This is a genomic window from Sphingopyxis sp. GW821-FHT12F08, from assembly GCF_058806755.1.
Window position 1 is genome coordinate 247,828 of the sequence record NZ_JBXAQA010000003.1, and the last position, 13,049, is coordinate 260,876.

Sequence of the window (13,049 nt, forward strand, 5' to 3'; positions counted from 1 at the left end):
TCCCGCGGGTGCCCGTGCCCGCTGGCGACAGAAACAGAAATGGAGGCACGCGGTGCAGACTCCCGAGGAGTTCGAATTGTCGCGGCGAGGCATGCTCGTCGGCGGCGCGGCATCGGTCGCAACGGTGACGCTCGTTCCGGCCGGATCGGCGCCCGCGGCGCCCGCGCCGGCGACGCCGCCGACGGCCAAAGTGACCTTCGACGTGAACGGCACACCGCACACGCTGGATCTCGACACGCGCACCTCGCTGCTCGATGCGCTGCGCGAGCATCTGAAGCTCACCGGCACCAAGAAGGGCTGCGATCACGGCCAGTGCGGCGCGTGCACGGTGATCGCCGACGGGCGGCGCATCAACAGCTGCCTGACGCTTGCCGTAATGCACGACGGCGAAAGCATCACGACGATCGAGGGGCTGGGCACCCCCGACAAGATGCACGCGATGCAGGACGCCTTCGTCGTCCACGACGGTTATCAATGCGGTTATTGCACCCCGGGGCAGATCTGCTCGGCTGTCGCGGTGCTCGATGAAATCAGGGCGGGCGTGCCGAGCCATGTCACCGCCGACCTCACCGCCAGGCCCAAGGTGACGCCGACCGAATTGCGCGAGCGGATGAGCGGCAATATCTGCCGCTGCGGCGCTTATTCGAACATCATCGACGCGATCGTCGATGTCGCGGGGGCCAAGGCATGAGGAGCTTCACCTACGAGCGGGTCGCGACGCCCGCCGCCGCGACCGCCGCCTTCGCCCGCGCCCCGGGGGCGCGTTTCATCGCCGGCGGCACCAATCTGCTTGACCTGATGAAGCTCGAGATCGAGACGCCGGCGCATCTGATCGACGTCAGCCGCCTCGCGCTCGACAAGATCGAGCGCAGCGACGACGGCGGGCTGCGCATCGGCGCGATGGTGCGCAACACCGACCTCGCCAGCGATGCGCGGGTGCGCAAGGATTATGGGCTGCTGTCGCGCGCGCTCGTTGCCGGCGCTTCGGGGCAGCTGAGGAACAAGGCGACGACCGCGGGCAATCTGCTCCAGCGGACGCGCTGTCCCTATTTCTACGACACCAACCAGCCGTGCAACAAGCGCAAGCCGGGCAGCGGCTGCGCGGCGATCGGCGGGTTCAACCGGCTGCACGCGGTGGTCGGCGCCAGCGAGGCGTGCATCGCGACGCACCCCAGCGACATGGCGGTCGCGATGCGCGCGCTCGACGCGGTGGTCGAAACGGTCGACGCCGCGGGCAAGGCGCGCGCGATCCCGCTCGCGGGCTTCTATCGGGCTCCGGGCGCGACGCCGCATCTCGAAACCGTGCTGGCGCCGGGCGAGTTGATCACCGCGGTCACGCTGCCCAGGCCGGTGGGCGGCGTCCATGTCTATCACAAGGTGCGCGACCGGGCCTCCTACGCCTTTGCGCTGATCTCGGTCGGCGCGATCGTGCACAAGGACGGCAGCGGCCGTGTCGCGCTCGGCGGCGTTGGTTACCAACCGTGGCGCGTCGAGGCGGCCGAGGCCGAGCTGCCACGCGGCGCAAAGGCGGTGGCCGCCGGGCTGCTCGCGGGCGCGAAGACCACCCATGAAAATGCCTACAAGCTGCCCCTGGTCGAGCGAACGCTCGCCGGGGTGCTGGCGCAGGCGAGGGGCTGAACCATGAAATTCGACACCCCCGCCACGACCAATCCGATCGACCAGCTGAAGGTCGTCGGCAAACCCACCAACCGCATCGACGGGCCGCTCAAGACCACGGGCACCGCGCCCTATGCCTATGAACGCCACGATGTCGCGGCGAACCAGGCCTATGGCTATGTCGTCGGCTCGGCGATTGCCAAGGGGCGCATCGCTTCGATGAACCTCGACGAGGCCAGGGCCGCGCCCGGGGTGCTCGCGATCGTCACCGCCGACAACGCCGGAAAGCTCGGCAAGGGGGATTTCAATACCGCCAAATTGCTCGGCGGGCCCGCGGTCGACCATTATCATCAGGCGATCGCCCTCGTCGTCGCCGAAAGCTTCGAACAGGCGCGCGCCGCCGCCGCGCTTGTCCGCGTCGAATATGCGCGCGGCAAGGGCAATTTCGACCTCGCCAAATCGCTCGACGGCGCGATCAAGCCGCCGGCGTCGTTCGGGACCGAGGCGGACTCCGCGGTCGGCAATTTCGCGGGCGCCTTCGCCGGGGCGCCGGTGCAGGTCGACGCGCGCTATACCACCCCCGATCATGCGCATGCGATGATGGAACCTCATGCCTCGATCGCGGCGTGGGAGGGCGACAAGCTCACCCTGTGGACCTCGAACCAGATGATCGCCTGGTCGGTCGGCGACATGGCGAAGACGCTGGGCATCCCGAAGGAGAATATCCGGCTCGATTCGCCCTATGTCGGCGGCGGGTTCGGCGGCAAATTGTTCATCCGCGCCGATGCCGTTCTCGCCGCGCTCGGCGCCAGGGCGGCGAAGCGCCCGGTCAAGGTCGCGCTGCCGCGTGCCTTCATGTTCAACAACACGCCGCACCGTCCCGCGACGATCCAGCGCATCCGCCTCGGCGCGACGGCGGAAGGGAAGATCACCGCGATCGGCCATGAAAGCTGGTCGGGCGACCTGCCCGGCGGCGGCCCCGAAACCGCGGTCGGGCAGACCCGCCTGCTTTATGCCGGCGAAAACCGGATGACCGCGATGCGCCTCGCGGTGCTCGATCTGCCCGAGGGCAATGCCATGCGCGCGCCCGGCGAGGCACCGGGGCTGATGGCGCTGGAAATCGCGGTCGACGAGCTCGCCGAGAAGCTGGACATGGATCCGGTGGCGTTGCGCATCCTCAACGACACCCAGGTCGATCCCGAAAAGCCGGAGCGCCCCTTTTCGCAGCGGCGGCTCAACGAATGCCTTCAGACGGGCGCCGACAAATTCGGCTGGGCCAAGCGTAATGCCAAACCGGGTCAGCGACGCGACGGGCGCTGGCTGGTCGGCATGGGGGTCGCCGCGGCCTTCCGCAACAACCTCAACGGCCCGTCGGCGGCGCGCGTACGGCTGAGCAAATCGGGCGTCGTCACGGTCGAAACCGACATGACCGACATCGGCACCGGCACCTACACGATCATCGCGCAGACCGCCGCAGAGATGATGGGGCTGCCGCTCGAAAAGATTGTCGTAAAGCTCGGCGACTCGGCCTTCCCGGTTTCGGCGGGCTCGGGCGGGCAGTGGGGCGCGAACAGCTCGACCGCGGGGGTCTATGCGGCTTGCGTCAAGCTGCGCGAAGCGGTGGCGCAAAAGCTGGGCATGAACCCCGCCGACGCGCAGTTCGCGGACGGCAAGGTCCGGTCGGGCGGCCGCAGCGCGGCGCTCGGCGATGCGGCGGCCGACGGCGAGATCGTCGCCGAGGACAAGATGGAATATGGCGACCTCGACAAGACCTATCAGCAATCGACCTTCGGCGCCCATTATGCCGAGGTCGGCGTCGACGCAATGACCGGCGAGATCCGCGTCCGCCGCATGCTCGCGGTCTGCGCGGCGGGGCGCATCCTCAATCCGAAGGCGGCGCGCAGCCAGGTGATCGGCGCGATGACGATGGGCGCCGGCGCGGCGCTGATGGAGGAGCTCGCGGTCGACAAGCGCTTCGGCTTTTTCGTCAACCACGACCTCGCGGGTTACGAGGTGCCGGTCCACGCCGACATCCCGCACCAGGAGGTGATCTTCCTCGACGAAACCGATCCGACGACCTCGCCGATGAAGGCAAAGGGGGTCGGCGAACTCGGCATCTGCGGCGTCGCGGCGGCGGTCGCCAACGCAGTGTATAACGCGACCGGGGTGCGCGTGCGCAACTATCCGGTCACGCTCGACAAGCTGCTCGGCCAACTCCCGGACGTCGCATGACGCCAACCCGGCGGACGATGCAGCCTCAGCCCCGAAGATCCTCGGGCCGGTCGATATCCGCCAACTCGTTCGCGCCGGCGCGGACGAGCGCGGCATCGGCCAGCAGCGCCTTGCCGCCGCGGTCGCCCTTCCCCTCCTGCAAGGCGCCGAACAGCGATCGGGCGAACAGCGCGGGCGGCATCGTCGCGGTCCCGTCGGTCGATGCCACCACAGGCGCATCTGCCGCCTCGAAGCGCGCGAGCAGGTTGCGCAGATGGCCGATGCCGACGAAGGGCATATCGGCGAGGCAGATCAGCGCCGCCGCTTCGGGGCCGCGCGCGGCTTCGGCGATCCCGCGCGCCAGCGACTGCGACAATCCCTGCTCCGGATCGGGGTTGACCACGATCTCGAAATCGAGGGCTGCGAGCCGCTCCACCAGCACCCCGTCGCCGTCGCGGCACACCGCGATACGGCGCCGCGGCGCCAGCTCGACGATCCGCCGCGCGGCATGCAGCGCCAAGGGCTCTCCGGCGACCGGCGCAAGCAACTTGTCTTCGGCCCCGAAGCGCTGCGATCCGCCGGCCGCGAGCAGGATGGCGGCGATGTCGCACGCGTCGATCATATCTGCTCCCCTTGTTTCCGGCGCTGCCGCCATAATCGGGGCAAAAGGCGCATGATAGCAACCACCCCCGCCGATATTTTGCGCTTTGCCCTGGCGCGGATCGACGAAGGCGTCGAGACGATCCTGGTGACCCTCACCGGGATCGAGGGTTCGGCGCCGCGCGCGATCGGCGCGCAGATGGCGGTCGCCGCGGACGGGCGATATGCTGGTTCCTTCTCGGGCGGCTGTATCGAGGCGGCGGTCGTGGCCGAGGCGATCGAAACGCTCGCCGACGGGCGCGCCAGGCTGGTGCGCTTCGGCGCGGGTTCGCCCTATCTCGACATTCGCCTGCCGTGCGGCAGCGGGATCGACCTGCTGTTCAATCCGCACCCCGATCCGCGCGCGATCGCGGACGCCCTGTCGCGGCACGATCGGCGCGAGATGGCCATGCTGTGCCTGTCGGACGATGGCGTGCGTTCGGACCTGGCCGACGGGCAGACCGGTACGACGGGATGGCAGGATGGCCGTTTCCGGCTCCGCTATTGCCCCGCGCTCCGGATCGTCGCGATGGGGCAGGGCGAGGAGCTGGCGGCGCTGGCGCGTCTCGCGCGCGCGTTCGGCGCGGAGATCGGCGTCGTTTCACCCGACCGGCGCGTTCTGGCGGACCTGGGCGCCGAAGGGTTCGACACCATCGCGCTCACGACGCGCGCCGTTCCGCCGTCGATGACCACCGACCCCTGGACGGCGATCCTGTCCATGTTCCACGACCGTGACTGGGAGGAAGAAATCCTGCCTCACGCGCTGGGCCTCGATGGCTTCTACATCGGCGCCATCGGGAGCCGCCGGACGCAGGCGATGCGGCTCGATGCGCTGCGCGGCGCGGGCGTGCCGGATCGCCTCTGCCGGCGGCTGCGGACCTCGGTGGGCCTCATCCCCGCGACGCGCGATCCCGCGACATTGGCGCTGTCGGCGCTGTCACAGATCGTGCAGGAATATTCCCGGATCGCCGGCGTGCCGGGGCATGGGGCGGCCGAAGCGCATTCCGGTACATGCGCATGTCAGTCGTCCGTCGCGGCGCGCGTGATCGACGCGTCGCCATAGGCGGCGTCGATTTCGCCATCGGCGATGAAGTCGCGCATCATCGCGAAATAGCCTTCGGCGAAGCGCGTCGAGACGCGGCTGCCGTCGGCGGCGGTCTCGAACAGGGTGAGGCCATGCTCGGCCCCCGGATAGACGGCGAAGGTGAAGGGCTTGCCCGCGTCGATCAGCGTGCCGAGGCGGCGGCTGGTTTCCTTGGCGGGCGCCTGATAGTCGCGCCCGCCGAGGACCCAGAGCTGCGGGGTCTTGTTCGCGGTCAGCGTCGGCATCGGATCGTAGCGAAAAGGCGTACCCCAGTCATATTTGGCCGCCTCGGCGCGGATCGCGGCTTCCTCGTGCGGCAGCAGCAGCCAGGTGATGTGGCCGTGGAGGTCCTTGTACCAGCTCTCACCGCGATATTTGGCGCGCACCGCGTCGAATTCGGCGTAGCCGCGCTTGAAATTGCTCGCGAAGATTTCGCCCGCGGCGCGCGCGATCTCCTGCGCCTTGGCGATGATCTCGGGCGGATAACCCTTGTCGGTCAGCTCCATCTCCATCTGCTGCAGATCCTCGTCGAGAATGCTGACCGCGAGGCCGAAGCTGACGACGACGAAGTCGGCGGGCGCGCGATTGGCGGCGAGCGGCGCGACCCAGCCGCCCTGGCTGGCGCCCTGATAGCCGACGCGCCCGGCGCGCTCGCCCGCAAGTTTCCGCGCGGTCGCCATCGCGGCGATGGCATCGTCGGCGAGCAGGTCGAAGTCCTGCGTATAGACGCCGCCCGAGGTGCCCGTGCCGCGCTTGTCGTAGACGAAGACTCCGATCCCGACCGCAGGGAACAGCCGCTGCAGGAAATTGAAGCGCAGCGCCGCGTCGCGCTCGGCACCGTGGACGAGCACCACGACGGGCACCTTGTCCCGGCCCTTCGGCATCACGAGCCGTCCCTTCAGCGTCACGCCGTCGCGGCCCGCGAAATCGGCCTCGGTCCCGTCGAAGGACAGGCGCTGGCCCTCCGATCCCGCAAAGCGAATCTTGCCTTCGCCGCACGCGCCGAGCGCGACCTCGATTCCGTCGGGGCGGCCGGTCCAGCCGTACAGGCTCTGCCATCCGCCGCCGGGCTGCGGCTTCAGCTCGCCGACCGCGCCGTCGAAGCTCCGCCAGCGCAGCCGGTCGGCCTCGAGCGGGGCGATATCGACGATCCGCCCGTCGGCGAGGCGGTAGCTGCCGACATGGCATTCGGCGCTTTCCGCCGCGCGCGCCGGGCCGGCCACCGCGACGAGCGCGACGGTGGCGATGCACGCGCGGAGCGCGGATGGAAGGCGATTATGCGGCATGGTCTTTCCTGTCCCTGACTTCGGCCGGCAGGAGCACCGGCCCTTGTGTATTAATATAGTAATACACTTATGGCGTGGCAAGGTCCGTGATCTCGCCTTGACGCATCATCGGGGCGACCGGCGAAACGCCGGTCGGCTTTCCATGGGTGACTTCGCACGAGCGCCCGATTATAGCCGCGCCATGCGTCCGCTGATGCGCCTCCTTCTCGGCCTCATGGTCGCGCTCTCCCTCGGGATGGGCGCGGTCGCGCATGCCGGCGAGGCGCTGATCGAAAGCGGCGCCAATGCCTGCGTCGAAAGTGCCGCGCACGATCGGGGCGGCGAACAGCCTCAAGACGGCGACAGCGACAAATGGGGCCTCCATGCCCATGGCGGCTGCCACGGCCATCATCAGGGCGACGCCGTCGGCAAGGGCACGGCGGCCGTCACCCGGCCCGTTCGCGCGCTGAATTTCGCCGGCGGCGACGACTTCCTGCCGCAACTCGTCCCCGACGCCAGTCTGCGCCCGCCCATCGCCTGAACCGTCCGCGCCGACGTCCGCTTGGCGACGCCGGTTCCTTCCGGATAGTTCAGGATAGATTTTATGAAGCGATTCATCGCGGCCGTGCTGGCCGCACCGCTCTGCGTCCTCGCAGCGCAGGCGCAGACGTCGCCGCCCGCTTCGGGCGACGATGTGTTCACCCTCGACGAGGCGTTGGCCGAAGCCGGGCGCCGATCGCCCGCACCCGTCGCGGCCGAGGCGGGCCGGCTGTCCGCCGAAGCCGGGCGCGCGGTCGCCGGGCTGCGGCCCAATCCGTCGGTCGGCATCGATACCGAAAATGCGCTCGGCACCGGGCCGTACAGGGGTTTCGACGAGAGCGACACGACGCTCGCGTTCGCGATGCCCCTCGAACTCGGCGGCAAGCGTTCGGCGCGCATCGCCGTCGCCGACGCGCGCATCCGCCGGGCCGAGGTCGAGGTCGCGATCGCGGCGGCGGACCTGCGGCTGGAGGTAACCGAGGCCTATATCGCGTCCATAGCGGCCGACCGCCGCGCGCGGGTCGCCGAGGACCGGCTGACGGTGGCCACCGAGAATCTGCGTATCGCGCGCGACCGCGTGATGGTCGGCGCCAATTCGCCGATCGATGCGCAGCGCGCGTTGCTCGAAGCGGCGAAGGCGCGGACCGAGGCCAACACCGCGCGGGGAGCGGCGGGGGCGTCGCGCGCGATCCTGCGCCGCTATGCCGGCGATCCGGCGCTCGGCGCGCTCGATACCGCGTGGTTCGACCGGGCAGCAACCGGTGCCTATGGCCCGGCGGCGCCCGCCGGCGCCGAGGGCACGCTCGCGCTCGCCGCCGCCGCGACCGATACCGGAGCGGCCGAAGCCGGGCTGCGCCTCGCGCGCAGCCAGCGCGTTCCCGACCTGATGCTGACGGCAGGGACGCGGCGCTTGGAGGCGTCGAACGACCAGGCGATGGTCTTCGGCGTCTCGATCCCGCTGCCCGTCTTCAATGGCGGCAAGGCGGCGGTGGCGCAGGCAGCGCGCGAGCGCGATCATGCCGAGGCGCGGCAGCGCGTCACGCTGTTCGAGGCGCAGCGGGCGATTGCTGCCGCCGAAGCCGAGCGCGACCGCGCGGCGTCGGCGGTATGGGGATCGAACCCCGCGCTCGCGGCCGCAGGCGAGGCGGCGCGCATCGCGCGCATCGGCTATGCCGAGGGCAAGTTCGACCAGATGGTGCTGCTCGACGCCGAGCGCATGCTTCTCGACACGCAGCGCGCCGCGATCGACGCGCGCGCCGACTATCACAATGCCGTCGCACGCCTCGCGCGCCTGACGACGCGCCTCGAGGGCGCAGGAGATATCCGATGACATCGAAGACCATCATCCGCGCGGCGCTGCCGCTCGCCCTGACCCTCGCCCTGCCGGGCTGCGGCCAGCCGGCCCCCGAAAAGCCGGTCGAGGCCGAAAAGGGGCATGAGCAAGAAGAAGGCGCGATCCACCTGACCGCACAGCAGATCGCGGCGGCGGGGATCGGGATCGTGCGTCCCGCTGCCGGCGGGGCCGGCCTGCTGACCCTGCCCGCGACGATCGAAAGCGACCCGCAGGCGACGCAGGTCGTCTCGGCGGCGATCGGCGGGCGTATCGTCGCGCTCAACCGCAACCTCGGCCAGGCGGTGCGTCGCGGCGAAATCATGGCGGTGATCGAAAGCCGCGATGCGGCGGGGCTGCGCGCCGAGGTCGAGGCCGCGCGGGCGCGCGCGGCGCTCGCGCGGTCGACCCTCGACCGCGAGGAGCGGCTGTTCAAGCTCAATGTCTCGCCCGAGCGCGACCTGATCGCCGCGCGCACGGCGATGACCGAGGCGAATATCGCGCTCCGTCTCGCGCAGCAGCAACTCGCCGCCGCGGGGGTCGGCGGCGGCGCGCTCAACCGCATCGGCGTGACCGCGCCGATCGGCGGGCAGGTGACGGCGCGCAGCGTCGTCCTCGGCCAGACCGTCGCCCCCGACGCCGAACTCTTCCGCGTCGCCAACCTCGGCCGCGTCGCGATCAACCTGACGCTGTCGCCCTCGGATGCCGGGAAGGTTCGCGTCGGGATGCCCGTCGAGGTGCGATCGGGCGACCGCCGTGCGCAGGCGCGCATCGGATTCGTGTCGCCGGTTCTCGACGAGGCGACACGGCTGGTCCCCGCCGTCGCGCTGCTCGACAATGGCGCGGCGCTCTGGCGTCCGGGCGAGCCCGTGACCGTGGCTGTTCAGACTGGCGCGGCGTCGGATGCGATCACCATAACCGAAAGCGCGCTCCAGACGGTCGAGGGCAGGACGGTCGTCTTCGTGCGCACCGCCGAGGGGTTCCGCGCCGTACCGGTCGCGGTCGCCGCGCGCGGCGGCGGGCAGGCGACGGTCACCGGATTGTCGGGCCGCGAGCAAATCGCGGGCAAGGGCAGTTTCACGCTGAAGGCGGAGCTCGGCAAGGGCGAAGCCGAGCATGGGGGGCATTGATCATGATCGCCAAAATCGTCGACTTCGCGGTCGCGCGGCGCTGGTTCGTGCTGCTCGTCACCGCCATCGCCACCCTCGTCGGGGCGTGGGCGCTCGCGCGCCTGCCGATCGACGCGGTTCCCGACATCACCAACAACCAGGTCCAGATCAACGCCCGCGCGCCGGCGCTGTCGCCCGAACAGGTCGAGCGCCAGGTTGCCTTTCCGATCGAGACGGCGCTCGCGGGCATTCCGGGGCTCGAGAATACGCGCTCGCTCAGCCGCAACGGCTTTGCGCAGGTCACCGCGGTCTTTGCCGATTCGACCGACATCTATTTCGCGCGCGCGCAGGTCGCCGAACGGCTGCGCGAGGCCGAGGAGGGGCTTCCTGAGGGGGTGAACCCCGAAATGGGGCCGATCGCGACCGGGCTGGGCGAGGTCATGATGTGGACCGTCCACCTCGCGCACCGGCCCGAGGACAGGCACCAACCGGGCGAGCCCGGGCTGCAGCCCGACGGCAGCTATATCACCCCCGAGGGCGAGCGGCTGGTGAGCGAGGCCGACAAGGCGACCTATTTGCGCACCGCGCAGGACTGGATCGTGACGCCGCTGCTCAAGACCGTGCCCGGCATCGCGGGCATCGACACCATCGGCGGCTATGTGAAGCAATATCAGGTAGTGCCCGACATGCAGCGGCTGGCTGCACTCGGCCTCGGCCTGACCGACCTTGCGGGGGCGCTGGAGGCCAATAATCGCGCGATCGGCGCGGGCGTCGTCGACCGCAACGGCGAGGGCCTGGCGGTACGCTCCGACGCGCGTATCGGCGGCGCGGCCGAACTCGCCGAAACCGTCATCGCGACGCGCGGCGGCGTGCCGATCACGCTGGGCCAGGTCGCGGCGGTGAAGACGGGGCAGGCGATCCGCATGGGCTCGGCCTCTGAAAACGGCCGCGAAGTCGTCGTCGGCACCGCGATCATGCGCATCGGCGAGAACAGCCGCGACGTCGCGAGCGGCGTCGCGGCGCGGCTCGAGGAGATCAACGCCTCGCTGCCGACCGACGTCGTGATCCAGCCGGTGCTCGACCGCACCGGGCTGGTCGAGGCAACTGTGAAGACGGTGGCGAAGAACCTGACCGAGGGCGCGCTGCTGGTCATCGTCATCCTGTTCCTGCTACTCGGCAATTTCCGCGCGGCGCTGATCGCGGCGCTCGTCATCCCCGTCACCATGCTGCTCACCAGCTTCGGCATGTTGCAGGGGGGCGTGTCGGCGAACCTGATGAGCCTCGGCGCCCTCGACTTCGGCCTGATCGTCGACGGCGCGGTGATCATCGTCGAAAATGCGCTGCGGCGGATCGGCGAGCAGCAGCACAGGATCGGGCGGACGCTGACCCGCGACGAGCGGCTGGCGGCGGTCGCCGCGGCCGCGCGCGAGATGATCCGTCCGTCGGTCTATGGGCAGGCGATCATCATCCTCGTCTATGTCCCGCTGCTGACGCTGACCGGGGTCGAGGGCAAGAGCTTCACCCCGATGGCGCTGACGGTGATCTTCGCGCTGGTCGGCGCCTTCGTCCTGTCGCTGACTTTCGTCCCTGCGATGCTCGCGATCTGGCTGTCGAAGCCGGTCGAGGAGAAGGAGGGGCGGATCATGGCGTGGCTCGGCCGGCATTATGCGCCGCGGCTGGACCATGCGATGGCGAAGCCGCAGGGTACGATGCTCGCCGCGGGGGCAGCCTTGCTCGTCGCCGCCGGCGCCTACGTCGCGCTGGGGCAGGAGTTCCTGCCGCAACTCGACGAGGGCGACCTGACCGCGCAATTGCTGCGCGTGCCGGGCACCTCGGTCGACCAGAGCCAGGCGATGCAGCTGCGTGTCGAGCGGTCGCTGTCGGCGCTTCCCGAGGTGAAATTCGTCTTTTCGAAGACGGGCACCGCCGAGCTCGCGTCGGACCCGATGCCGCCGAACATCTCCGACACCTTCATCATCATGAAGGACCGGACGGACTGGCCCGACCCGCGGCTGACCAAGGCCGGGCTGATCGGCAAGGTCGAAAAGCGGCTCGCCGACCTGCCCGGCAGCGCCTTCGAGATCAGCCAGCCGATCCAGATGCGCTTCAACGAGCTGATCGCGGGGGTGCGCGGCGACGTCGCGGTCAAGGTCTTCGGCGACGACAGCGACGCGATGGCGGCGACGGCCAACCGGATCGCGGCGATCCTGCGGAAGACCGAGGGCGCGACCGACGTGCGCGTCGAGCAGACCGAGGGGCTGCCGATGCTCGACATCCAGCCCAGGCGCGACGCGATGGCGCGGCTCGGCGTCAGTGCCGCGGCGTTGCAGGAAACCGTCGCGGCGGCGATCGGCGGCCGCGACGCTGGGGTGATCTTCGAGGGCGACCGGCGCTTTGCCGTGACCATCCGCCTTTCGGATACCGCGCGCGCCGATTTCGCGGCGCTGGGCCAGCTGCCGGTGCCCTTGCCGGATGGACAGTTCGTGCCGCTGGAGAGCGTCGCCAAGCTGGCGGTCACCGACGGCCCGAACCAGATCGGCCGCGAAAATGGCAAGCGGCGGATCGTCGTCCAGGCCAATGTCCGCGGCCGCGACGTCGCGAGCGTGGTCGAGGATGCGCGAGAGGCGATCCGCGAGCAACTGCGCCTGCCCGCGGGCCAATATCTGCAATGGGGCGGGCAGTTCGAAAATCTCGCCTCGGCTCGCGCGCGGCTCGCCCTCGTCGTCCCGGCGTGCTTCGCGCTGATCCTGCTCCTGCTCTACGGCGCGCTCGGCAGCGTCCGCGATGCGGCGATCGTCTTCACCGGGGTGCCGCTGGCGCTGGTCGGCGGGATGCTCGCGCTGCTGCTGCGCGGCATGCCCTTCTCGATCTCGGCGGCGGTGGGCTTCATCGCGCTGTCGGGCATCGCGGTGCTCAACGGGCTGGTGATGGTGACCTCGATCCAGGGGCTGATCGCGGGCGGCATGGCGCGCGTCCGGGCGGCGAGGGAGGGCGCGCTCGCGCGGTTGCGACCGGTGGTGATGACCGCGCTGGTGGCGTCGCTCGGCTTCGTGCCGATGGCGCTCGCGACCGGGGCGGGGGCCGAGGTGCAGAAGCCGCTCGCGACGGTCGTGATCGGCGGGCTGGTCTCGGCCACCCTGCTCACCCTGTTCGTGCTGCCGACGCTGTACGCGCGCTACGGGCGTCCGCGCGCCGGCGCCCTGGCGGAAGGAAGCTGACGATGGAGCGGGACCCAATTATATTCGAGTTGCGGC

The 13,049-nt window shown here is 70.1% G+C and carries 10 protein-coding genes; 8 read left to right on the plus strand and 2 right to left on the minus strand.

The annotated features are described in order from the left end of the window. Window positions 1-52: 52 nt before the first annotated feature. From paoA to paoC, 3 genes are read left to right on the plus strand one after another with little or no spacing between them, the layout of a single operon-like run. Window positions 53-691 (plus strand): aldehyde dehydrogenase iron-sulfur subunit PaoA, encoded by a 639-nt coding sequence (gene paoA / locus AC1RNQ_RS10090; protein ID WP_493170969.1) that lies wholly within the window; start codon window positions 53-55, stop codon window positions 689-691. Further along, a complete protein-coding gene (locus AC1RNQ_RS10095; protein WP_493170971.1) occupies window positions 688-1,638 on the plus strand; it encodes an FAD binding domain-containing protein in 951 nt (316 codons plus the stop codon). The genes paoA and AC1RNQ_RS10095 overlap by 4 nt, the downstream gene beginning before the upstream one ends. Before the next feature lie 3 nt (window positions 1,639-1,641). Beyond that, on the plus strand, window positions 1,642-3,849 hold the full coding sequence (gene paoC, locus AC1RNQ_RS10100; protein WP_493170973.1) for an aldehyde oxidoreductase molybdenum-binding subunit PaoC: 2,208 nt from the start codon (window positions 1,642-1,644) through the stop codon (window positions 3,847-3,849). A gap of 25 nt (window positions 3,850-3,874) precedes the next feature. On the opposite strand, the gene AC1RNQ_RS10105 is transcribed toward paoC, so the two are convergent. Continuing rightward, a complete protein-coding gene (locus tag AC1RNQ_RS10105; protein ID WP_493170976.1) occupies window positions 3,875-4,450 on the minus strand; it encodes a nucleotidyltransferase family protein in 576 nt (191 codons plus the stop codon). A gap of 51 nt (window positions 4,451-4,501) precedes the next feature. Between AC1RNQ_RS10105 and AC1RNQ_RS10110 the strand changes: the two genes are divergently transcribed. Further along, on the plus strand, window positions 4,502-5,530 hold the full coding sequence (locus tag AC1RNQ_RS10110; RefSeq protein ID WP_493170977.1) for an XdhC family protein: 1,029 nt from the start codon (window positions 4,502-4,504) through the stop codon (window positions 5,528-5,530). Here the strand turns inward: AC1RNQ_RS10110 and AC1RNQ_RS10115 are convergent. Beyond that, window positions 5,488-6,837, minus strand: a complete 1,350-nt coding sequence (locus AC1RNQ_RS10115; RefSeq protein ID WP_493170979.1) for an alpha/beta hydrolase family protein — start codon at window positions 6,835-6,837, stop codon at window positions 5,488-5,490. The two genes, AC1RNQ_RS10110 and AC1RNQ_RS10115, sit on opposite strands and share 43 nt — an antisense overlap. Before the next feature lie 181 nt (window positions 6,838-7,018). Here AC1RNQ_RS10115 and AC1RNQ_RS10120 point away from each other — a divergent pair, with 181 nt between their 5' ends. From AC1RNQ_RS10120 to AC1RNQ_RS10135, 4 genes are all read left to right on the plus strand, one after another. Further along, complete coding sequence (locus AC1RNQ_RS10120; RefSeq protein WP_493170980.1) at window positions 7,019-7,357, plus strand: hypothetical protein; 339 nt, start codon at window positions 7,019-7,021, stop codon at window positions 7,355-7,357. A 63-nt stretch (window positions 7,358-7,420) separates the two neighbouring features. After that, on the plus strand, window positions 7,421-8,686 hold the full coding sequence (locus AC1RNQ_RS10125; RefSeq protein ID WP_493170982.1) for a TolC family protein: 1,266 nt from the start codon (window positions 7,421-7,423) through the stop codon (window positions 8,684-8,686). Next, window positions 8,683-9,816: an efflux RND transporter periplasmic adaptor subunit gene (locus AC1RNQ_RS10130; RefSeq protein WP_493170984.1), complete on the plus strand. Its 1,134-nt coding sequence runs from the start codon at window positions 8,683-8,685 to the stop codon at window positions 9,814-9,816. The genes AC1RNQ_RS10125 and AC1RNQ_RS10130 overlap by 4 nt, the downstream gene beginning before the upstream one ends. Window positions 9,817-9,818: 2 nt before the next feature. Beyond that, on the plus strand, window positions 9,819-13,013 hold the full coding sequence (locus AC1RNQ_RS10135; protein ID WP_493170985.1) for an efflux RND transporter permease subunit: 3,195 nt from the start codon (window positions 9,819-9,821) through the stop codon (window positions 13,011-13,013). Window positions 13,014-13,049 lie beyond the last annotated feature (36 nt).

Coding starts and splice junctions, on each gene's coding strand:
- AC1RNQ_RS10095 (WP_493170971.1), top strand. CDS start 688: ATGAGGAGCTTCACCTACGAGCGGGTCGCGACGCCCGCCGCCGCGACC.
- paoC (WP_493170973.1), top strand. CDS start 1,642: ATGAAATTCGACACCCCCGCCACGACCAATCCGATCGACCAGCTGAAG.
- AC1RNQ_RS10105 (WP_493170976.1), bottom strand. CDS start 4,450: ATGATCGACGCGTGCGACATCGCCGCCATCCTGCTCGCGGCCGGCGGA.
- AC1RNQ_RS10110 (WP_493170977.1), top strand. CDS start 4,502: ATGATAGCAACCACCCCCGCCGATATTTTGCGCTTTGCCCTGGCGCGG.
- AC1RNQ_RS10115 (WP_493170979.1), bottom strand. CDS start 6,837: ATGCCGCATAATCGCCTTCCATCCGCGCTCCGCGCGTGCATCGCCACC.
- AC1RNQ_RS10120 (WP_493170980.1), top strand. CDS start 7,019: ATGCGTCCGCTGATGCGCCTCCTTCTCGGCCTCATGGTCGCGCTCTCC.
- AC1RNQ_RS10125 (WP_493170982.1), top strand. CDS start 7,421: ATGAAGCGATTCATCGCGGCCGTGCTGGCCGCACCGCTCTGCGTCCTC.
- AC1RNQ_RS10130 (WP_493170984.1), top strand. CDS start 8,683: ATGACATCGAAGACCATCATCCGCGCGGCGCTGCCGCTCGCCCTGACC.
- AC1RNQ_RS10135 (WP_493170985.1), top strand. CDS start 9,819: ATGATCGCCAAAATCGTCGACTTCGCGGTCGCGCGGCGCTGGTTCGTG.